Origin of the sequence: Wolbachia endosymbiont of Aedes albopictus, from assembly GCF_024804185.1 — a bacterium.
Classification (GTDB): domain Bacteria; phylum Pseudomonadota; class Alphaproteobacteria; order Rickettsiales; family Anaplasmataceae; genus Wolbachia; species Wolbachia pipientis_B.
The window spans coordinates 435,551-458,486 of the sequence record NZ_CP101657.1 but is presented as its reverse complement, the minus strand read 5'-3'; the positions used below and the strand labels follow the sequence as shown (position 1 = coordinate 458,486).

Annotated in this window: 17 protein-coding genes and 2 pseudogenes; 13 read left to right on the top strand and 6 right to left on the bottom strand. The window is 36.4% G+C overall.

Going from position 1 to position 22,936, the window contains the following annotated elements:
* The first annotated feature begins 257 nt into the window (after positions 1-257).
* Complete coding sequence (locus NHG98_RS02295; RefSeq protein WP_259245516.1) at positions 258-452, top strand: hypothetical protein; 195 nt, start codon at positions 258-260, stop codon at positions 450-452.
* On the opposite strand, the gene NHG98_RS02290 is transcribed toward NHG98_RS02295, so the two are convergent.
* A complete protein-coding gene (locus NHG98_RS02290) occupies positions 413-628 on the bottom strand; it encodes a hypothetical protein (protein WP_259245515.1) in 216 nt (71 codons plus the stop codon). The two genes, NHG98_RS02295 and NHG98_RS02290, sit on opposite strands and share 40 nt — an antisense overlap.
* A 205-nt stretch (positions 629-833) precedes the next feature.
* On the opposite strand from NHG98_RS02290, the pseudogene NHG98_RS02285 reads away from it, so the two are divergent.
* The 7 genes and pseudogenes from NHG98_RS02285 (at position 834) to NHG98_RS02250 (ending at position 8,097) form a co-directional block, all read left to right on the top strand.
* A pseudogene (locus NHG98_RS02285) lies at positions 834-1,630 on the top strand (IS5 family transposase).
* A gap of 662 nt (positions 1,631-2,292) precedes the next feature.
* A complete protein-coding gene (locus tag NHG98_RS02280) occupies positions 2,293-3,696 on the top strand; it encodes a malonyl-CoA decarboxylase (protein ID WP_096616911.1) in 1,404 nt (467 codons plus the stop codon).
* Positions 3,697-3,767: 71 nt separating this feature from the next.
* Positions 3,768-5,564, top strand: a complete 1,797-nt coding sequence (gene lepA, locus NHG98_RS02275; RefSeq protein WP_096616909.1) for a translation elongation factor 4 — start codon at positions 3,768-3,770, stop codon at positions 5,562-5,564.
* A gap of 485 nt (positions 5,565-6,049) precedes the next feature.
* Positions 6,050-6,184 carry a hypothetical protein gene (locus tag NHG98_RS02270; protein ID WP_259245513.1) on the top strand — a complete coding sequence of 45 codons (135 nt, stop codon included), beginning with the start codon at positions 6,050-6,052 and terminating at the stop codon, positions 6,182-6,184.
* Entirely contained in the window at positions 6,126-6,377 is a 252-nt protein-coding gene (locus tag NHG98_RS02265) for a hypothetical protein (protein WP_259245512.1), read from the top strand. The genes NHG98_RS02270 and NHG98_RS02265 overlap by 59 nt, the downstream gene beginning before the upstream one ends.
* A gap of 184 nt (positions 6,378-6,561) precedes the next feature.
* Positions 6,562-7,458: pseudogene (locus tag NHG98_RS06520) on the top strand (IS110 family transposase).
* A 360-nt stretch (positions 7,459-7,818) separates the two neighbouring features.
* A complete protein-coding gene (locus NHG98_RS02250) occupies positions 7,819-8,097 on the top strand; it encodes a hypothetical protein (protein ID WP_259245511.1) in 279 nt (92 codons plus the stop codon).
* Positions 8,098-8,202: 105 nt separating this feature from the next.
* Here the strand turns inward: NHG98_RS02250 and NHG98_RS02245 are convergent, their stop codons facing one another.
* Entirely contained in the window at positions 8,203-9,816 is a 1,614-nt protein-coding gene (locus NHG98_RS02245; protein WP_259245510.1) for a hypothetical protein, read from the bottom strand.
* Positions 9,817-9,954: 138 nt separating this feature from the next.
* Here NHG98_RS02245 and NHG98_RS02240 point away from each other — a divergent pair, with 138 nt between their 5' ends.
* Positions 9,955-11,310 (top strand): phosphomannomutase/phosphoglucomutase, encoded by a 1,356-nt coding sequence (locus tag NHG98_RS02240; protein WP_096616854.1) that lies wholly within the window; start codon positions 9,955-9,957, stop codon positions 11,308-11,310.
* A gap of 106 nt (positions 11,311-11,416) precedes the next feature.
* Here NHG98_RS02240 and NHG98_RS02235 read toward each other — a convergent pair whose 3' ends face one another.
* Positions 11,417-12,268 (bottom strand): Rpn family recombination-promoting nuclease/putative transposase, encoded by an 852-nt coding sequence (locus NHG98_RS02235; RefSeq protein ID WP_096616857.1) that lies wholly within the window; start codon positions 12,266-12,268, stop codon positions 11,417-11,419.
* Between the two features lie 210 nt (positions 12,269-12,478).
* Here NHG98_RS02235 and ppdK point away from each other — a divergent pair, with 210 nt between their 5' ends.
* Complete coding sequence (ppdK, locus tag NHG98_RS02230; RefSeq protein ID WP_259245570.1) at positions 12,479-15,208, top strand: pyruvate, phosphate dikinase; 2,730 nt, start codon at positions 12,479-12,481, stop codon at positions 15,206-15,208.
* Positions 15,209-15,812: 604 nt separating this feature from the next.
* Here ppdK and NHG98_RS02225 read toward each other — a convergent pair.
* Positions 15,813-17,108, bottom strand: a complete 1,296-nt coding sequence (locus NHG98_RS02225) for a Na+/H+ antiporter NhaC family protein (protein ID WP_096560704.1) — start codon at positions 17,106-17,108, stop codon at positions 15,813-15,815.
* A gap of 175 nt (positions 17,109-17,283) precedes the next feature.
* On the opposite strand from NHG98_RS02225, the gene NHG98_RS02220 reads away from it, so the two are divergent.
* Positions 17,284-18,243: an RluA family pseudouridine synthase gene (locus NHG98_RS02220; RefSeq protein WP_096560703.1), complete on the top strand. Its 960-nt coding sequence runs from the start codon at positions 17,284-17,286 to the stop codon at positions 18,241-18,243.
* Positions 18,244-18,250: 7 nt separating this feature from the next.
* Here the strand turns inward: NHG98_RS02220 and NHG98_RS02215 are convergent, their stop codons facing one another.
* Positions 18,251-19,513: an MFS transporter gene (locus tag NHG98_RS02215; RefSeq protein WP_096560702.1), complete on the bottom strand. Its 1,263-nt coding sequence runs from the start codon at positions 19,511-19,513 to the stop codon at positions 18,251-18,253.
* A gap of 177 nt (positions 19,514-19,690) precedes the next feature.
* On the opposite strand from NHG98_RS02215, the gene NHG98_RS02210 reads away from it, so the two are divergent.
* Entirely contained in the window at positions 19,691-20,425 is a 735-nt protein-coding gene (locus NHG98_RS02210) for a glycoside hydrolase family 25 protein (RefSeq protein ID WP_096560701.1), read from the top strand.
* 77 nt (positions 20,426-20,502) lie between these two features.
* On the opposite strand, the gene aspS is transcribed toward NHG98_RS02210, so the two are convergent.
* The gene (gene aspS / locus NHG98_RS02205; RefSeq protein WP_096560700.1) at positions 20,503-22,305 is read right to left on the bottom strand and encodes an aspartate--tRNA ligase; all 1,803 of its coding nucleotides are present in this window, start codon (positions 22,303-22,305) and stop codon (positions 20,503-20,505) included.
* Positions 22,306-22,501: 196 nt separating this feature from the next.
* On the opposite strand from aspS, the gene NHG98_RS02200 reads away from it, so the two are divergent.
* On the top strand, positions 22,502-22,933 hold the full coding sequence (locus NHG98_RS02200; protein ID WP_096560699.1) for a hypothetical protein: 432 nt from the start codon (positions 22,502-22,504) through the stop codon (positions 22,931-22,933).
* The last annotated feature ends 3 nt before the right edge of the window (positions 22,934-22,936 follow it).

Below are 22,936 nucleotides of genomic sequence, written 5' to 3'. Positions count from 1 at the left end.
ACGAACGTTTGTTTTTGAAGGTGATTTGCACAGTAAATGGTCAGCGTGTGACGCACTGCCCAGTTCATGTTAGCTATAAATATTTAAGCAAATGAAAAAAAAGGTATCCGTTCAGGATAGCGGCAAGACCATAGAGTAAAAGTGAGTTTACAACAAATGGTGTCATCCGAGTAGCTGACACTGGGATCCAGGAAAGAGAATGATGTCATGAAAGTAGCCCCTATGGTGTCATTCAAGTAGCTGACACTGGTTTCTTTATGATGCTGTCATCCCAGTGCCCAGACACTGGGATCCAGAAAAGTTTGCTTGTAAGCAAGCAAACTAGCATAGAAAGTGGTTACAACATTTTCGATGAGATTATATGGAAAACTGGATTCCAGACTGGAATGACAAGTTCGCGGCGGCATCCTCGTCATCCCGCCACGGTATCTCTAGATCCCGCTAACACGTAGCGGGATGACGAATCACCGCGAACCGTCATACTGCCGCAGACCGTCATTCCGCGATTCATTCGCGGTATCTCATCCGCTAACAAGAGATCCCGCTGCGGGATGACGAATTGCTTAACCGTCATTCCGCCGCAGACCGTCATACCACGATTCATTCGTGGTATCTCATCCGCTAACACGTAGCAGGATGACGAATTGCTTAACCGTCATACCGCGATTCATTCGCGGTATCTCTTAGCCGCTAACACGTAGCGGGATGACGGTTGTCGTTTAGCTATAAATGTTTAAGAAATTTACCAAACGAAAAAAAAGGCAAAAGAAGCCCTGGTCATTAGACTTCTTTCAAAATTAGAAGAAGGAGTGTAAGATCAAGTATTTGAAAGCATGAAATATAAGGAAATAGAAAAGTTAGAAGGAGAAAAGTTTCGACGTTTAACAGGGGTAAAAAAAGCAACATTTGAGCGAATGGTAGAAATTATGGATGAGAAAGAAAAAAAGCTAGAAGTGGAAGAAAAAGCAAACTTTGCGTAGAAGACAGGCTACTGATGGCACTAGAATATATAACCGCACATATTTTCATATTGGACAAAGTTATGGCATGAGTGAAAGTAATTGTTTTAAAATAATAAGATGGGTAGAAGACACATTAATAAAATATCCAGATTTTGCATTACCAGGAAAAAAAGAACTATTAAAGAGTGATGTAGAATATGAAGTTTTAGTAATAGACGGAACTGAGACGCCAGTAGAGAGGCCAAAAAAAAGCAAAAGCCCTTCTACTCTGGAAAGAAAAAAAGGCATACTATAAAAACACAAATAGTAACAGAGAAGAAAAGTCATATGCACATCTTTCTCGAATGGCAGAAAACACGATTTTCGGATGTTTAGAGAATCAAAAGTAGCAGCAAACTAAAATCTTAGCTGATGCTGGCTACAGGGGAATGCAGAAGATACACAAAAATGTTGTATTATCGCACAGGAAAAAGAAAAAGAATCCGTTAAGCAAAGAACAAAAAAAAGAGAACAGGACACTTATGAGCCACAGGGCAATACTTGAAAACGTAATTGGCTTATTGAAAAGGTTTAAAATCATTTCCGATAGATATAGAAAGCGACGAAAACGTTTTGGTTTAAGATTTAATTTGATTGCTGCTATCCACAATTTTGAGCTCCTTACATGAATTTTGAAAGAAGTCTATTGTCTATTTTCAGTATTTGGCGTTTTTTAAATCTTAAACACTGCAATTTAGCTGCTTTTAAACGCAACTCACCTTAGTTTAAATGTTTAAGAAATTTACTAAGCAGAAAAAAAGGCAAAAGAAGCCCCGTGGTGCGAGTTTTGACTCTATATTACTGTAAGTGGCGCTGTAATAATGTGCTGACGCTTAAAATAAGCGCGATTTGGCTGAATGTAGAAAAAATAAAAAAGACATGCAGCCGCTATAATTTTATGTAATCCGCCAATAAATACTCTGAGTTTTTTACTGAATTTTGTCATTGAGCCTGCAGGTCAAAAACAAGTTTTGAGTCATAAATACCCTTATTGTTATAATAAGGGTGCTGGCGGAGTTTGTCAAGTAAGTTTTTTCGTTTCTACTGAATGACAGTTGTGGCTTGGGAGGTAGTGCAAGAAGTCTATTGTATTACTGAATTATTAATAATTCAGTAATAGTGCCTGCTATGTAGCTAAAATTTTCCTTTAACTTAAGCTATATGTAGCTAAAATAACTTGGGTTTACCGACGATTTGACAAACGACAAATTCGTTATCCCGCTGCTTGTTAGGGGGATAACGCGGCGGTATGACCCTGACTTGCATTAGCCATGTATAATAAAGGAAATCTATGACAAAAGAATCATTGGTAAAAACTGATATAGTGAAAGTTGAGGACAAAAAAGCGGTAAGAAGCTTTTTTAAAATACTAGGTGAAGTGGCAGATGCTGTAAGATCGTGGATTGGTAACATCGGTCCTGATTTAAGCAACAGTCGCGATATCGATAGTTTAGTCTTGAAGATGAACGAGTGCTTAAATCCAAAGGGAGGAGAGGTCTCAGCGCGTAAGAACGCTGTATCTCTTGGTAACCTGTACTTGAGCTTATCAGAGAAAGGTAAAATAAAATTTCTACAAACCCTGGCAGGAAAATTTAATCCGAATAAAGCGGAAATAGATGAGAAAATTAGAGAGTATAAGAAAAACCAAGATCCCGAGTTAAACTATAAATTTGAGCAGGATTTAATAAAAATTCTTGAATCACCACGTTCTAAAATATTAAAGCAATTTATTTCTTTACCAGAAGGCCTCAAGTTTATTGTTGATATGCGTTCTGATGTGCTTAAGCTAAAGAACCAATATAGAAGCTTGAATCCACTAGAGAACGAATTGAAAAATATACTCTATACTTGGGTTGATGTTGATCTACTCGATCTTCGTCAAATCACCTGGGATTCACCTGCATCATTGCTAGAAAAACTTATAAAATATGAAGCTGTGCATAAAATTTCCTCTTGGGATGACTTAAAAAACAGACTAGATTCTGATCGTCTCTGTTTTGCTTTCTTTCATTACAAAATACCAAACGAACCTCTAATTTTTGTAGAGGTTGCATTGGTGAATAAGATTGTAGATAGCATTCAACACCTTTTAGATGAATCAGTACCTTCAAGTGATCCAAGTAGTGCAAGCACTGCTATATTCTACTCAATATCAAATACTCAAGCAGGGTTATCTGGAATCAGCCTTGGTAATTTTTTGATCAAAAGGGTTGTAGAAAAGCTATCACAGGAGTTTAAAAGTATAAAAACATACGCGACTCTTTCTCCAATACCTGGCTTTACTAAATGGCTAAAAAACAATCTAAACCAAGATGTCACTTTATTGGGCAAACTAAATATAAAACAATCTAGTGCAGAAATTTTGGAAAGTGCAGAGCAATTAAAAACTAATGTTGAATGTACAAATGAAACTAAACAATGCATGCTTAAACTGTGTGCATATTATTTACTAAAAGTGAATAATAGTAATGGAAATGCTTATGACCAGGTGGCACATTTCCATTTAAGCAATGGTGCATCGATAAAACAATTAAACTGGATGGCGGATACCTCTGAAAAGGGTATTAGTCAGTCGGCTGGAATGATGGTAAATTATCTGTATGAGTTGCCTAAAATAGATAATAATCATGAAAACTATATGGTTAATAAGGTTATTTCCTGCTCGAAAAAAGTGTCGTTTACGTTGAAGGAGTAAATAGTCTCTTAATAAATAATTGCCCTCACAACACTTAAAATGTAAAATAGTTTAAGTATAGTAGGCCATAAATGAACAACATAAGGAATTTTGCAATAATAGCGCATATAGACCACGGTAAGTCAACGCTTGCTGATCGTTTAATAGAGGAATGTAACGGCCTTGAAGCAAGAGAAATGACCAATCAAATACTCGATTCAATGGATATAGAACGTGAACGTGGGATTACAATTAAAGCACAGACGGTAAAACTTAATTATACGGCAAACGACGGTAATCAATATTGCCTAAATCTCATGGACACTCCAGGTCATGTTGACTTTTCGTATGAAGTAAGTCGAAGTTTAGCAGCGTGTGAAGGCTCACTTTTAATAGTAGATAGTAGTCAGGGTGTTGAAGCACAAACCCTTGCAAATGTATACAAGGCGATTGACAATAATCATGAAATAATAGTTGTACTCAATAAAGTTGATCTCCCTGCTGCAGATCCAGAAAAGGTAAAACTCCAGGTTGAGGAAGTAATTGGCATTGACGCAAGTGAGTCAGTTTTAATATCAGCAAAAACTGGACTTGGAATAAAAGATGTACTGGAAGCAATAGTAGCAAAACTTCCAGCTCCTCAAGGTGATGTAAATGTTCCATTGCAAGCAATTTTGGTTGATAGTTGGTATGACACTTACTTAGGAGTAGTAATTTTAGTGCGAGTTAAAAATGGAGTGCTAAAAAAAGGCATGAAGATTGTTATGATGTCTAATAATGCTACATATCAAGTGGACAATATTGGTATTTTCACCCCTAAAAAAGTTATGACGAGAGAGCTTTCAGCAGGTGAAGTTGGTTTTATAACTGCTTCAATGAAGGAAGTGGCAGACTGCAAGGTAGGGGACACTATCACTGAGGAAAAGAGACCTTGTAGTGAAGCACTTCCTGGATTTAAAGAAGTGCATCCTGTGGTATTTTGTAGCATTTTCCCTCATAAAACGGATGATTTTAAATATTTAAGGGAAGCTCTAGAGAAGTTACATTTAAATGATGCAAGTTTTACCTTCGAAGCCGAAACTTCAAATGCACTAGGCTATGGATTTCGTTGTGGTTTTTTGGGAATGTTGCATCTTGAAGTTATTCAAGAAAGGCTCGAGAGAGAATTTGATTTAGACCTAACAGCAACTGCACCGAGTGTTATATATAGGGTTACAACACGAAGTGGTGAAGTTTTGAATATTCATAACCCAAGTGATATGCCAGATCCAACGAAAATTGAAGTTGTGGAAGAGCCATGGATTACTGCAACCATAATGGTTCCTGATCAATACTTGGGAGAGATTCTATCTCTATGTGAAGAAAGGAGGGGAGAACAGGAAGATTTATCTTACATTGGTAACACAATAACAGCATTGTTAAGATATAAGTTACCACTGTCTGAAGTTGTTTTTGATTTTTACGATAGGCTAAAATCAATTTCCAAGGGGTATGCAAGTTTGGATTGGGAAATTTCCAGCTATCTGGTAAGCCAAATAGATAAATTAAGCTTTTTAATTAATGGAGAGCCCGTAGATGCACTGGCTTGTATCGCTCACAAAAGCAGAGCAGAAAAAAGGAGGCGTGAAATATGCGCACGCTTGAAGGATCTAATACCACGTCAGCAATATAAAATCGCGATTCAAGCAGCAGTGAGCGGGAAAATTATTGCCAGAGAAACGATTAATCCATATAGAAAAGATGTGACAGCTAAACTCTATGGTGGAGATGTAACGCGAAGAATGAAACTACTTGAAAAGCAAAAGAAGGGTAAAAAAAGGTTGCATTCTATAGGGAACGTAAATATTCCACAGAATGCTTTTATTCAAGCTTTGAAGATAAGTGATTGATCTTAAAAGACTTCTTGTATAGTTTTTGGCAACAACCGTTAGAAACGAAAAAACTTACTTGACAAGCCTCGCCAGCCCTCTTATCATGATAGTGAAGGTATTCAGTTATCTTCATCTGTGCAGATTAAACAGCAAGAAAACAACGTAGTTGGCGTCTTATTTTTAATTTTTTGCACTATGTGCACCTTATGTCTTCACAACATTTCTGGGTTTTTACCTATATAAGCTGAAACGCGCTTATAAGTCGTTTAAGACAGTATAGTACGCCAATTTGCAGGATTAGAGAGTGACAACTAGCTAACGCGGGGTTTCTTTTGCCTTTTTTTCTGCTTAGTAAATTTCTTAAACATTTAAACTAAGGTGAGTTGCGTTTAAAAGCAGCTAAATTGGAGTGTTTAAGATTTAAAAAACGCCAAATACTGAAAATAGACAATGACCAGGGCTTCTTTTGCCTTTTTTTTCGTTTGGTAAATTTCTTAATGTTTGTGCTAAACGACAACCGTCATCCCTGTAAAGATCAAGTATCCCGCTACTTGTTAGCGGGACCTAGAGATACCGCGAATGAATCGCGGTATGACGGTCTGCAGTGGAACGACGGTTCGTGGTGGTATGACGGTTAAGAAATTCGTCATCCCGCAGCGGGATCTAGAGATACCGCGAATGAATCGCGGTATGACGGTTCGCGGTGGAATGACGGTTCGTGGCGGTATGAAGGTTAAGCAATTCGTCATCCCGCAGCTGGATCTAGAGATACCGCGGCGGTATGACGTAGGACTGCTGTCATGCCAGTGCGTGACACTTGTATCTTTATGATGTGAGGCATTAGAGCTAAAATACCTCACAGGGAGGGTGAAGCTGATGCGACACTAATGCCATTAAGCCAGATTTTGCTTCCCTCCCATAGAGTTAAAGACTGAACAGTATCTTTTGGAATTATATCCCGTATTACAAGGTTAGTCTAAACTCTCAGTTTATTTATAGTCTTGGAGGCAATTTTATGCAAGTAAATGCTATTTTGGGTGTGGATATTTCAAAAAAGAAATTTGATGTTTGTTAGTGGACAGTAAAAAACGACACAAAGTCTTTCAAAATAATCAAGATGGTTTTGCAAAACTTGTAGTTTGGTGCAATGGCCATGGAGCAAATCTTACTCATTTATGTCTTGAGTTGGTATGGAGAAGATTTGGCTACTTTTATGCACGATTTAGGACATAATGTCAGTATAGTAAACCCAGAAAGCTTTTGGCAAAAGTGAGCTGCTCAGAAATAAGACAGATAAATCAGATACAGCTATAGATTTTGTATCGCCAACAGACCTGCTCTTTGGAAGCCCATTGCACCTGAAATGAGGCATTTTAGGGCGTTGCTTGCAATCGCTAAAAGATGATAAGGTGCAACAGACAAATCGCTTGGAAAACAAAAATATGCATTCCAGTTGCAAAGAAGCTATATCTAAAGTAATTTTGGCAATAGAGGAGCAAATTATTGTTCTCGAAAAAGAAATTAATAAGCATATAAATAACTATCCACATCTAAAAAATATGGTGGAAAACCTTAAGACTATAAAAGGTATAGGATATCTTACTGCTGTTGTCGCAGAAATGCCATCAGTTGATAACTTTGACAATGCTAAACAATTTACAGCTTTTGCTGCCAGGACATTATCAATCGGGATCGTCAGAGAAGTTGCATATGCAAAATAGGATCTGAGCGTATTCGAAAAGCTCTTTATATGCCGTAGTCAAAAACCATAATAATCATTTTCAAAAGTTTTGTCAGCGTCTAGCAAGTAAAGGCAAATGTCATAGTTCTTGCGTTAATGCGAAAATTAATGCATGTCTTTTTTGGTATTCTTAAAAATAATCAACCATTTAATTGTAATTTTGTTGGATAATTTGTTTGACAGCAGAGACAGTATCTGGGATCTCATTTTTTATGCAAAATTACTATATTTGCAAATAGATACAATTTGAAATAATTTATACTATGAAGTTACGAAATGAGATCCCAGTGTCACGCACTGGGATGACATCATAGAGGTGCTGGCCTGACAATCGTCATCCCGCAGCGGGATCTCTTGTTAGCGGATGAGATACCGTGAATGAATCGCGGTATGACGGTTAAGTAGGGTGTCATTCCAGCGCGTGACGCTGGAATCTAGTCTTTATTATGCAGCCGCTTATTTAAAGTTAAGTTTCCTGGATCCCAGTGTCTGGGCACTGGGATGACACCATGACAACCGTCATCCCGCTACGTGTTAGCGGCTAAGAGATACCGTGGCGGTATGACGGTCTGCGGCGGAATGACGGTTCGTGGCGGAATGACGGTTAAGCAATTCGTCATCCCGCAGCGGGATCTCTTGTTAGCGGATGAGATACCGCGAATGAATCGCGGTATGACGGTTCGTGACGGTATGACGGTCTGTGGCGGAATGACGGTTAAGCAATTCGTCATCCCGCAGCGGGATCTCTTGTTAGCGCTGGGGCGGAATGACGGTTCGCGGTGGCATCTTCGTCATTCCGCTATGTGTTAGCGGATGAGATACCGCGAATGAATCGCGGTATGACGGTTCGTGGCGGATGACGGTTCGCGATGGTATGACGTCTTAGCTATAGTTAACAATAGAAACAAAAACTCATCATTTTGAAAGAGGAGGAGATTTTTCCGAAACCTCAGCAGAGATTGATTTTGGATCTGATAATTCTGTATTTACCTTGATTGGCTCTAATGGAGTTTCCTGCTCTTCCGGTTTATCGTCTGGAATTGGAACAGGCCAATCCATAATGTTTTGCGGTATAACTTCTGCTTCTTTAGCTTCTTTTTGACCTGTTGAAGATGATGTATCAACTCCTGCATTTTTAGTAACCTCTTGTTTTAGTTGTTCATTTTCTTCTTGTAATTGCTTTAAATTTTTCTTTAACTCGTCAATCTTTCTTATTTTTTGTTTTAATTGTTCAGATATAGTTAGTTTGTCTCTAGTCAATTTTTTGTTTTCTTGTCTTAACCCACTAGCTATTCTGCTTGAGTTGTTGTTTACAGCTTGTATACTTTGGTCTTGCTGCTGCATGCTTGTTCCTCTACTTTCATATTCAACTTCAGTTTGAGTTGTCTGACCTTTTTCCTGCTGTAATATGTTCTGCAGTTGCTCTAGACTCTCTTTGACAGACTTCAGCTCTTCTTGTAATATGTCTTCCTTTTCTTTATAACTCTCTTCAAGTTCCGCAAGTGTGGATTTTAAGGAGTTACGTTCTAATCTTAGATCCTCAAGCTGCTTTGTCTGCGCTGCAAAATATTTAGCAAATGTTTCTTTTTCTTCCTCTAATTCCTCAATTTCATTTATAATTTTGTCTACTTTATCTTTTAATCCTTCTTGTTTATACTCTTCTTCATCACTAGGCATATCATCCTCAAATATTTCATCTTCATCACTAAATTCACTAACACTAGACAAAGAACTTCTACGCGAAGAAGGTGCACTGCTACTTAGTATAGGCAATTGCGATGATGGGCCTTGTGTGTTGTCGACACTTTGGCCCATGTCAGTAAAAGCTTTGTACAGAGTTTTTCCATTGATAAAAACTTCTTTATTCTGCTCAACTAATTTTAATATTTTATCTTTTGTCTCCTCTGGTGTGAACTTTAAATCACCAAACTTTGGCTCACCAATAACACTCTGTATACCACCAGAATCCAATTTTACGGTCATGCTACAATCTATGCTGTTACCTTCAGAATCCTTAGCCTGCCAGTTAATGGTCATTTCACATGAACTGGGACCAGCAAAATCATAGTACCTCTCGTTTTTATTCTTTTTGTAAGCAGTTATTCGACTGTCTCTTCCTAGAGATATGTGATAAACCTCATCTTTATTGTTGGCCCTTAAAATATTACTAATTTTTATTGACTCTTCTTTATTTTCAAACCTGATGTTAAAGTCATTACCTTTTGTTGAATACGCCAAGAAACTTTGATCTAGTAAAAATGTTTCAAATTTTCCATGTGTTTCATTTATTGATTGCTCAAATTTTTGGAAATCTGTCTTCCACTTTGAGCTCATTTGTTCCTTAATGTCTTTATCTTGTAGTAAAGGACCAATAAAGTACCAGATTAGGTTTTTTTTCTCCAGTTGTTTTATAATCTCCTGAAAGCTGCTGCAGGATTCAATCACATCTAAAATATCCTTTTTCTGCTGTTCATCTACATTTAAACTTTGACTCTCGGCTATAAATACATTTTCGTTCTCCTTTGGCATAATTTTATATTTATTAGAGAATATATTTAAATATTAATAATTTTAATTTAAAAATTAATTAATTGTATGGTAAATAAAGAAGAAACTTGAGCACTTGTCCATTATGTTATATAGTAGTTACTCCTTAAGCAGTGCAGTATGGACAATACCATTATAAGAAAATACGATATTAGAGGTATAGTAGGCAAAGATTTGCAGATTAATGATGGGTACGAGATAGGTAGAAAGTTTGGCCAAACCGTAGCTAGTGTTTGTGTCGGCTACGACAGCAGAATAGATTCACCAGGTATAGAAAGAGAATTAATTAGGGGCTTAACTTTATCTGGAGCAAATGTTATACGCGTTGGACTATGCTCTTCACCTATGCTCTACGCTGCAACACAAATCACACAGGCGGATCTTGGTATCATAATAACCGCCTCTCATAACCCCAGCGAATATAATGGCTTTAAATTTTTTAGTAATAAAAAAGTCTTCTCAGATCAAGAAACAAAGGAAATTATAAGCAATCCAATTAAAGACAGTACAAGAATTGGAAGCTTAATTAACATAAATATATATAGTGAGTACATTTGCATATTAAAAAGTGCAGTGAAGAATAATACTACACAGAAATTAAAAATAGCCTGGGATTGTGGAAATAGTCCAGCAAGTGGAATTATAAGGTGTATTGAAAAGATCTTGCCTGGTCATACGCATATCGTAACCAATAACTCTATAGATGGGGCATTTCCACTGCATGATCCAGATCCCATAGAGGAAAAAAATCTCGCTCAATTAATTGACATTGTGAAAGAATATGGATGTGATCTTGGCATTGCGCTAGATGGTGATAGCGATAGGATGCGCTTAATTGATAATAAAGGCGACGTTGTTTCCAATGACCATTTGTTTATAATTTTTGTACGTGAAGTGTTGAAGGAGTATCCAGAAAGCAAAGTTATTGCCAACGTAAAAATGAGTATGAAAGTGTATGATTTTGTTAGTAAGTTAGGAGGGCAAGTTATTACCTGCGCTACTGGACATTCACTAGTTAAGAAAAAGATGGTAGAGGAAGGGGCAAAGTTTGCCGGTGAATTAAGCGGGCATTTTTTCTTTTCTGAGCTGGGTTTTGATGATGGTCTATATTCTGCTGTTAAAGCAGTTGACATTTTGCTTAAGAAAAACCAAAGCCTATCTCAGGTGATTAAGGATTTACCAAAGTTATATATCACTCATGAAGTGAAGATTGTAGTTAAAGATGAGAAAAAATTTCAAATAATTGAATCAATAAAGAAAACACTAGAGAAGCAAAATATTGTATTTTCAGATCTTGATGGTGTTAAAGTAACCGATAATAAAGGTTGGTGGCTTCTTAGGGTATCAAATACGCAAAACTGCATTACAGCAAGATGCGAAGGAGAGACTTTAGAAAGTTTTGAACTTACTAAAAAGGTTTTGTTCCATTACATTGATGAAGCAAGGTCTTTAAATTGTAGCTACTCACAGAAATAAATTTGATTTATAAAATTGGCATGAAAGTATAAAGATAAATAGGCTAAATGTACTTATTATCTGGTCAGGCTGCAGCATTATTTCGTGTAACCGTTTGCGGGTCCACTTAATTCTGCAATTCTTTGATCTCACTCATGGAGAGGCCAGTAAACTTAACAATAGTGGTGACATCAACATTATTAGCTAGCATTGTTTTTGCAACTTCAATTTTTCCTTCCTTTTTAGCATCATCAAGTTTTTGTTCAAGAACAGCCCGTTCATCACGAATACGTTTTATTTCCTGTTCGTAGGCAATAAATTCTTTCTCTGACCAGTTGAATCTATTTAGTTCTTCATATGCCTTTTTAATTATTACATCACTACCTATTATCTTTTCCAATTCTTCTTCGCTAGTTTCATCTGCATATTTAAAATAATAGATCCATTTTTCAACTATACTCTCCAATTGGTCTTCTTTAGTTTTAGGAAATTTTGGTAACTCAATAAATGTAAAATAAAAATCTTTTAAATCATGTTCATAGCTATCTTTGTCTAACATTACATGATCTGACTTATACTCAGATTTATTAGGAAAGAGAATACAATCAGCAATAGCTATAAAAATGATTTCTTTAAGATCCTGATATTGATCACCTTTATCAGCTTGCCTTGAATAAGCTTTAGCAGCGTAATATTGAGCGCGTTTTTCAAAGCCTTTAGTTTTGGCAACTTGCATTTCGACTATTACTTGCACCCCATTTTCATCCCTGCAAAGAACATCAACGATACTTTGTTTTTTAGAGGCAATTTCAGCATCTTGAATAGTGCTGAGGAATTCTATTTCTTTTATTTCATCTTTGCCAGTGAACCCCAAAATATCATTGAGAAAGTGAATGAGGATGTCTTTATTTTTTTCAGTACCAAAAATACGCCGGAACGCAACATCATTCTTGGGGTCGAGAAATTTAGAAAGAGCCATAAAAAAATTTTTAAATGTATCTTTATATTATATATTCTTATTGATAATAATTCAATAATTTGTCATCTTTTTTGTTAACTTTACTGATGTTGCCAGAAGGAACGTTGTTGCAAAATTTTGTAAAATTTATTATCCTAAGGTTTCAAGTTCTCACAGGTTTATTGGAACTATATGTACAATGTGTTTATCAGTGAAAATCCGGAGAAAATGATGGGGGAAAAGTTAATACATTACTTTAGCCAGGGTAAATGCGAAGGCAATGCAGAAATGAAAAATCTGCTGGGAGGAAAGGGGGCAAATTTAGCAGAAATGTGCAATGTTGGCATTCCTGTTCCACCTGGTTTCACAATTTCCACCTCTGCTTGCAAAGTCTATTATCAAGACAATAGATCTTCTGTTATCCAAGTAGCTGACTACTCGGATCCAGAAAAAAATGTGGTCACGCACTGGAATGACATATGTAGTGGAATCAAAAACTACATGGCGATGCTCGAAAATGACATCGGTTGTAAATTTGGGGATTTAAATAACCCCTTATTAGTTTCAATACGCTCTGGTAGTGTTAGTTCAATGCCGGGCATGCTTGATACTATTTTAAATGTTGGTCTAAATGATGAAACCGTTGTTGGGCTTGCAAAAAAAAGTGGCGAACGTTTTGCTTACGATAGCTACTGCCGTTTCATCATGATGTACTCCAATGTTGTACTACAGCTTGATCATCACCTATTTCAAGATGTTGTTGATAATGAGCAGCAAAAGAGTGGAGCAAAAAGCTTAGCTGATGTTGATGTTTTAAAGAGAATTGTTAACGATTTTAAAAAGATAGTATATGAAAAAACTGAGAAACATTTCCCGCAGAACGTTGAAGAGCAATTGTTAAACTCAGTTAATGCAGTATTTGCCTCTTGGAAAAATGATAGGGCTGTTTCCTATAGAAGAATACATAATATTCCTGAAAACCTTGGAACAGCGGTCAACGTGCAAGCAATGGTTTTTGGTAATTTAAATGATAATTCTGCAACTGGTGTGATATTTACACGAAATCCTTCAACTGGAGAAAAAAAGCTTTTTGGTGAGTTTTTGGTTAATGCTCAGGGTGAGGATGTGGTTTCTGGTGTTTATACTCCTATGCCAATTGACGGAGAGCAAAAAAACACCATGGAGAAGTTGCTGCCAAGTGTCTACCGAGAATTATGTGTGGTATGTGAAAAACTTGAAAGGCATTATAAAGACGTGCAGGATATCGAATTTACTGTGCAGGACGGTAAGTTATGGATTTTGCAGACTAGGTCTGGCAAGCGCACGGCTGAAGCTGCTATTCGCATAATAGTTGATATGGTAAACGAAGGAACGATTACAAAAGAAGAAGGAATATTGAGAATTGATCCAAAAACCTTTGACAATTTATTGCATCCAGTTCTTGACGTTAAGAGTGACCAAAAAGTAATAGGGAAGGGGCTGCCGGCTTCTCCAGGGGTTGCTTCTGGATATGTAGTGTTTAGTGCAAGTGATGCTGAAAAAGCTGCAGAGCAGGGCAAAAAAGTGATTTTAGTAAGGTCAGAAACGAGTCCTGAAGATATTAATGGAATGAATGCTGCAAGTGGCATAGTAACAGCACGGGGAGGGATGACCTCGCATGCTGCTGTTGTAACCCGTGGAATGGGTAAGCCATGCATTTGCAGTGTGAGTGGACTTTATATCGATAAAGATGGAACTTTCTTTTCTGTAGGGGATACAAAAGTAAATAAAGGTGAACCAATTACCATCAACGGAGGAACAGGGGAGGTTATCCTTGGCATTCTTCCTACAATTTCACCTGAATTATCGCAAGAATTCAAAACGATAATCAACTGGATAGATGAAATCAAAACGATCAAAGTGAGAGCGAACGCTGATACTCCAAAAGATGCAAAAATTGCAAAAGAATTCGGTGCAGAAGGTATAGGCTTGTGTCGCACAGAACATATGTTTTTTGCTAGCGATAGAATCGAATTCATTCAAAAGTTGATAATAGCTGACGATGAAAATGAAAGGGCAAATGCGCTCATTAAACTAGAAGAAATGCAAAAGTCTGATTTCAAAGAAATATTTTCTATTATGGAGGGCAGGGAAGTCACTATACGGTTGCTTGATCCACCCTTACATGAATTTTTACCCAATAATCAGTCTACTATAGAAAAAATTGCTAAATCGCTCAATAAGTCAGTTGAATCAGTAAAAAATAAAATAGCACAGTTATCAGAAAAGAACCCAATGCTTGGCCATCGAGGTTGTAGACTTGCCATTTCTCATCCTGAAATATATAGCATGCAGATTAGGGCAATACTTAATGCTGCAAATGAGTTAAAAAAGGAAAAAAGTGTAGAAATCAAGCCTGAGATCATGATCCCTTTTATAATGAATGAGAAAGAGTTTATTCTGATATGCGAGCTAGCAAAGAAAGAATCCTCTGTCATCTCAGCTGGGATCCAGATGCAGATTCCAGCGTCACGCGCTGGAATGACATCAGACAAGGCTTATTCAATTGGAACGATGATAGAACTACCAAGAGCAGCACTGATTGCTGATAAGTTAGCAAAACATGCAGAGTTTTTTAGTTTTGGCACTAATGATTTAACGCAAACAACCATGGGACTTTCAAGAGATGATTCAGTTAATTTCCTTGATTCTTATAAGGAAAGCAACATATTCGAAAACGACCCATTTGAAGTGCTGGACATCGAAGGGGTAGGGGAGTTAATCAAGATAGCCATTGAAAGAGGCAAAAAAACCCGAAAAGAAATAAAGCTGGGTATATGTGGAGAGCATGGAGCAGATCCAAAATCTATAGAGTTTCTCATCAAGTCAGGGGTGGATTATGTTTCATGCTCACCCTATAGAGTACCGGTTGCAAAGTTAGTGGCAGCACAGTTTAGCATAAAATCTAAGTTTGTTGGGTAAGTGAGAAATATAGCAATAATATAACCACTGGCTCACTTAGACAACTGTGTCAAGCACTGGAATGACACCCTGACAACCGTCATACCGCCGCGGCGCTAACAAGAGATCCCGCTGCGGGATGACGGTTGTCGTTTAGCTATAAATATTAAGAAATTTACCAAATGAAAAAAAAGGCAAAAGAAGACCTGGTCATTGTCTATTTTCAGTATTTGGCGTTTTTTAAATCTTAAACACTGCAATTTAGCTGCTTTTAAACGCAACTCACCTTAGTTTAAATGTTTAAGAAATTTACTAAGCAGAAAAAAAGGCAAAAGAAACCCCGCGTTAGCTAGTTGTCACTCTCTAATCCTGCAAATTGGCGTACTATACTGTCTTAAACGACTTATAAGCGCGTTTCAGCTTATGTAGGTAAAAACCCAGAAATGTTGTGAAGACATAAGGTGCACATAGTGCAAAAAATTAAAAATAAGACGCCAACTACGTTGTTTTCTTGCTGTTTAATCTGCACAGATGAAGATAACTGAATACCTTCACTATCATGATAAGAGGGCTAGCGAAGCTTGTCAAGTAATTCCGTTTCTTATGGGTAAAAAAAAGAGAAACTCTAAGTTGCAGCCGCACAATGTTTCTCTTTTCTGCTGTTGATGATTATTTCGCCTATTGTAACTGCTGCTAAAATAAAGCAATAATATACTTTTGTTAATAAAGAAACAGGTGATACAGAAGCTACACTCCCTGCTAGCAATAGTTGGGAACCATAAGGTAAGATACCTTTTGTAGCACAAGCAAAAACATCTAATAAGTATGCACTGCGATATGGCGCAATACTGTGTTTTTGTGCAAGCCTTTTTGCAATGCCACCACTTAGTAAAATAGCAATGGTATTATTGGCAACTAAGGTAGTAAACATAGACGCAATTCCTGCTATCACAAATTCAGCTTTAGTTTTTGTGATATTGCTTTCATCGATAAGTTTATGCAACGCTTTTTGACCTTGTTTGTACATTATATGGCTCAAACCACCAATAAATAGCGCAAATATCACTATTTCGTTTACTTTTTTGAAACCGTCATACACGTCATGAGGAAATTGAATGGTAGCATAGTCAAAAAAAGCTATTCCTAGCACACCAGCAATAATTATGTTTACAGTTATTGTTACTAAAGTGGTGACTTCAAGCAGTCCCATGATTATTAAAGAAATATAAGGAATAATTTTTATTATAGAATAATAATCTAAATTTGATATAGAAATAATTTTTGTACTACTTGAAATCACTGCCAGATAGGTGAGTGTTATAATACCTGCAGTAAATGCAACCTTAGAGTTTATTTTAAGTTTATCTTTTGCTGAAGCTCCCTGTGAAGAAACAGATGCAATGGTGGTATCAGATATCATCGAAAGGTTGTCACCAAATACAGCACCACCTACTACAGTTGCAGTTCCTATTTCAAGACCAAAAGCTCCACTTTTTGCCAGATTAACAGCTATAGGCACCATCAGCGCAACAACTCCCATAGATGTGCCAATTGCAGTTGAAATAAAAGCAGAAGCCAAAAATACTCCAGGCAGCAGTAATCTTGCTGGAAGGAAATTAAGAATTAAATTAGCAACAGTGTCTGCGCTACCAATTGATTGAGTAACCGCAGAAAATGCTCCAGAAAATAGAAAAATTAAACACATAGTAAGGGTGCTTTTGTCACCCATACCCTCGATAACAGTATCGATGTTATGCTGAATTTTATTTGTACCACGTGAGACAGCAAAAAATAGTGCTGGTAATAAGCAGATTACTGGTGAAACCTGATGAAGTGGATTATCAGTTCCGATAAAAGAAAAATAAGCACCACTTCCAAGGTACAAGATTAAAAAAATAATCAAAGGGACAAAAGCCATCATTTTACTGTATCTCAAACTTATAACTATAACTAATTAAGTGGTTTTAAGCAAGTTTGGTTTTCACTAGTTTTGCAGGAAGTTGACAGCAGAGTTTTAAACTTCATATTTAATCTACTAAATAAATAGCACATGTAGCCGAAGGGTTTATATCTTGTGCTATACTTTATTTTATGTCATGCAAACAGTTGATATTAGCATACATCCAAATAAAGTAATGGAGAATATAAAAACCATATTAGTAAAAGACGATAACGTTAGACTAGATAGGTACATCAGAAGAATCTTTCCTGATCTAAAGCAATCTGTAATTGAAAAATCTTTAAGGAAAGGATTAATCAAAGTTGATGATTGCAAAGCAAAGTCTAGTGATAGAGTAAATTCTGGACAAACTATAACGCTGAAGCACTTGAATTATATTGAGAACACTAATTCTGACTGCAAATATAATGAAAAGTTAGTGAATCTACTAAGAGAGAACATATTATATGAAGACGAATATATACTAGCTATAAACAAACCTGCAGGGGTCATTGTTCAAGGTGGCGTAAAAGTAAAGATTAGCATTAGTGATTTGCTTGACCAAATAAGAGAAGGAGAAATATTTAAAATTGTCCATAGACTAGATAGAGATACGAGCGGAGTGATAATATTCGCACGCAATGCTAGTGTTGCCAGATACCTTATGGAGGAATTTAAAGGACGGAGGGTAAAAAAAACTTATTTAGCATTAACTTCTGGCATGCCAAGCAAGGATAGTGGAATAATAGATTATCCGTTGGTAAAAAAATATATTTCTGGTCAAGAAAAAGTGGTCGTTGATGAAGGCTCACCTCAAAGTGCCACTACGCATTTTTCAATTATAGCAAGGTTAAAACATAATGTTGCTTATTTAAAATTACAACCAATTACCGGCAGAACCCATCAGTTACGTGCACATTTAGCTCATATAAATTGTCCCATTCTTGGTGACGGTAAATACGGTGGTAAAAAAGCTTTTATTGATGAAGTGGCAAATAAAATTCACCTTCATTCGCATTCTTTATCTTTAAAATTGCCAAACAATAAAGGAATCACTATTACCGCTCCTATCCCTAAGCACATTGAAAAGTCTATTGAAGCACTATTTTTCGACTGAAAAGATTTCACCAATCAACTTTTCTGTCTTTGGCTTTGATTTGAAGCACAGATATTAGGCTAATTAATGCGCAGGCAGTAAGATAAATGCCTGCTGCAAATTTCGTTTCAGTTTTTTCTATAAGCCACATGCATATCGATGGAGAAAGGCCACCAAAAATACCTGCAGATATATTATGTGCTAGGCTGAAGCCGGTGCACCTAACTTTCGTTGGAAATAACTCGCAGACAAGAGAATTATATATTCCAAAAGATGCACCTATCGGTACGCTTATCAATAGAAAAGTGAGCGTTACAATATAGTGGTTATCATATGATAATAGCGAAAGTGCGGGCAAACCGGCGCAAGTTAAAGCTACTAATGTAGAAATCATTACATTTTTTCTTCCAACTTTATCAGACAGTATTGCAAACAGCACTGCAGACGCTCCAAATGTAATTTCAACTATAATCCTTACTACATTTTTAATATTGATGCCTGAGAGAATAAGTTCTTTTATAGATATGTTGTAGAACATGATTGCTGAATAAACGATTGCATTTTGGGCTATACCAAGTCCAATTGCTATCACAAATGCTTTTTTATAGTCCCTGATTAATTCTAAAAATGGAGAATGAGATAAGTTTTTATTTTGATCGTGCACTTTATATGCTAAGCTCTCTTCCATTATATATCTTGTTAAAAAGCCTATTATGCCCATAATAGAGCAGAAATAGAAGGGCAATCTCCAGCCCCAAATTTCATAATTTTCACCTGTGAGTTTTTTACAAATAGCTATCATTACAAAACATATAATAGAACCAAGCGCGCCGCTAAAAGGCTTCATACTCCCTAAAAAACCTAGATTTTTTTTATCGCTTGAATGCTCTATTAAAAAGGCTGAGTTGATACTCGTTTCTCCACCTGCTGCCATTCCTTGCATGATTCTACATAATAGAAGTAGTATAGAAGAAAATATTCCTATTTCTTTATAGCCAGGTATAACTCCAATTACAGTAGATGGTATTGAAACTAATATCACTGAAGTAAGTAAAACTTTCCTTCTACCGGATTTATCTCCAATGTAGCCAAAAATGAATGCACCAAGTGGTCTAAATCCAAAACCAACTGCGAAAGTACCAAGAAATTTGATTGTGCTTAAGTAATCACTTTCTGATGGAAAAAAAATGCTACTTATTGTGTGTGTTAAGACCCCAAAAAGAGTTATTTCATACCATACAATTATGTTACAGATTATGCTTGATAGTATTGCTTTTTGAATATCGTTCATAACTTTTAACTCACTATAATTTAACTTACTAATAACAAATATTTTTGTCTATAGATTGTAGTTTAGAGCTTTGTAACTATTTTAGTATAAAATTGTTTACAATATGCTCAAAAGATATTTACTAAATTTTCACTATTATATTTTATATTCAACATTTATTGTAATTATGAGGTTAGTATGAGTGAAAAAGGTATAAACGTATCTCATTGGAATGAAGAGATTGATTGGTCGAAAGTTGCAACAGATGGGGTAAAATTTGCATTTGCCAAAGCAACTGAAGGAGAAACTTTTCAAGATTCAAAATTCGAACAAAACTTTCAAAACATGAAAGAAAATAATATTTCCGCTGGTGGATACCATGTCTTTAGAATGACTTCAACACCTGAAGGTCAGCTAAATAACATAGTTAACACACTTAAAAAAGCTAGTTTTGAGCCAGGTGAAAATAAGTTAGCTGTTAGCGCCACAACAGGTATTTGTGGAAAGGGACAAACAGAAAAGTGTGATGATCCTACAAAACACACTAATATGGAAAGAGCTGAAAATCTTCATGCTTTATTAACTCAATTGGATGAAAATGGATACAGTCCAATTATACACGCTTCACCAAAGACGTGGAATAGTTACTATGTGCAAGAAACCCATGACTTTTCTAAATATCCATTATGGGTTGCTCATTGGGCAAAAAAACCTATGATACCGACAGATTGGAAAGAGGCAGGAAAAAGTTATGATTACTGGAATTATAGTTGCAAAGGTAGAGTGGAGGGAATAGGTGATGACGTATGCTTAGATAAAACTCCTCAAAACCCCTTAGCTCAAAATTTTGGTGAAATAAAGGAAAAATTTTTAGATTTAAGCTTAAATTTTGAAAATTTAGAGAATGTCTTTAGCCAACATACATTGTTGTAGCATATTGAACTACGTAAATTTTATAAATCATGCAGAGCGTGCTCTGCATGATTAATTAGCAATTAAATATTCTAACTTTACCTAATAATCTGCAAAAATAATTCACGTAAATGCTTATCCTCTATTTTAGAAGGAGCGCCCATTAAAACATCTTCACCCTGCTGATTCATAGGAAAACAGATTACTTCACGAATGTTCAGCTCATCGGCAAGTAGCATAACCATTCTATCAACTCCTGGTGCTATTCCACCATGAGGCGGCACTCCGAACCTGAATGCACGCACAAGCGCACCGAATTTTGTATCAACTTCTTCTTTACTATAGCCTGCAATGGCAAAAGCTTTATACATGATATCCAGTTTGTTATTGCGAATTGCCCCACTTGATAGTTCTATTCCATTGCAAACAAGATCATACTGGTAAGCAAGGATATCGAGTGGATTCTTTTCCTCTAAATCTTTCAGACCACCGTGTGGCATAGAAAATGGGTTATGAAAGAAATCGATTTTTTTACTTTTATCGTCATATACAAAATATGGAAAATCAATGATCCAACAAAACTTGAAGATATTATCATCTATGAGACTGAGTTCTGACCCTAAAAGAGTGCGTACTTTTCCTGCAATGTTTGCCGCCTCATTCTCTTTGTCAGAAGCAAAAAACACACTATCTTCTGGCTCTATGTTTGTTGCTTCTCTTATGTGGTTTAGCCTATTTTCATCAAGAAATTTAGCAATTGGACCTTTCGCAGTTCCATCTTTATCAAACGTTATATATCCGAGACCCTTAGCACCGAATTCTTTTTGCGCATGTTCTATCTTTTTATCAAAGAAGCTGCGTGGTTCCTCTGCTGTTTTAGGTGCAGGGATGGCTCTCACTACCATATCACGCTCAATATTGCTTTTGAAAATATTGAACCCTGAATCACGGAAAATTTCTGTAACATCGCTGATTAATAGTGGATTACGCAAATCTGGCTTGTCAGAACCATACTTAAGCATTGCCTCTTTGTATGTAATGCGTGGAAAATCTTTATCGACAGACTTGCGAGAAAATTTGGCGAACACTTTATATAAAGCAGATTCAATAACGTCAAATATGTCCTCTTGAGTCACAAAAGACATTTCAAGGTCTAGCTGGTAAAATTCCCCAGGAGAGCGGTCAGCCCTTGCATCTTCATCACGAAAACACGGTGCGATTTGGAAATATTTATCAAACCCTGAGACCATGAGCAACTGTTTGAAAATCTGCGGAGCTTGTGGCAATGCATAGAACTTGCCGGGATTTAGCCTGCTTGGCACTAGGTAGTCGCGTGCTCCTTCAGGAGAGGAAGCAGTGAGTATTGGAGTTTGAATCTCTAAAAATCCTCGCTCTATCATGAGCTTGCGGAGCTCTGCAATAATTTGTGAGCGCAAAATAATATTGTTGCGGGCTTTTTCACGTCTTAAGTCAAGAAATCGATATTTAAATCTCATGTTTTCTGGGTATTCTTGCTCGCCGGTAATGCTTGCCAATATACTTCTTTCTTCTTTTGCTATTTCTTCATCAAAGTGGAACTCAACTTCCGACTCAACGCGCAAATTGTTGACTATCACCTCGATTTCTCCGGTAGAAATAGAGCTGTTTACCGTATCTTCAGTTCTAGCTTCAACTATTCCTGTAACAGTAATTACACTCTCCAATTTTAAATTTGATATCTCGTCAAAAAAGTCTTTGTCATTGTTAAATACTAGTTGAGTGATTCCATAGAAGTCTCTTAAATCAACAAAGATTAGGTTACCATGGTCGCGCTTACGATATAACCATCCAGAAAGGGTAACTTCCTTTTCTACGTCGTTCTTCCTCAGTTCATTGCACGTATGAGTTTTATAGCAGTTCATATTTGTTTTACTTCTAAATTCTTTAGGAAGTATAGAAATAAACCTTATTACATACAAGCCCGTTCGTCAGATATTTGCGCAATTTTCGAAATAGAGCAGTACTGCTTTTATATTGTCTTTACCCGCAAAAAAATTGCACAATTTCTATAATTATGATATAACAGTAAGGGTATTTTTAATGAATTAGATACAGGAAATGCCACTTACACAGATCATATTATATAGCGTAACATTACTTGCTGTAGCTGCAGTATTTCTCTTTTTGAGAAAAATATACAAAAATCGCATTAGAAAAATCATATTTCCTAGAAAAGTTTTTAAAGAAGAGTGGGAAGAAGACAGAAAATTCAATGAATTATATCAAAAAAATAAGCAAAAAGAGTTGATGAAACAACAAGAAACGCTACGCGAGAAACAAAAAGATGTGCAAGTTTATAAAGAAGATCCAGAAATAGTTGACATAGCAAAACCGCTAGGTAAATGGACAAAGATGGTTATGATGGGCAATGGTTTAATGCAGCGTTTTGCACAATTGATACATAGAGAAGGCGGCCAGAAAGGATTTTGGGAGCTGTTTGTAAAAGCTCAGGCTTCAACTCAAGGTAAACATAAGGGGAAGGGCAGATAATTC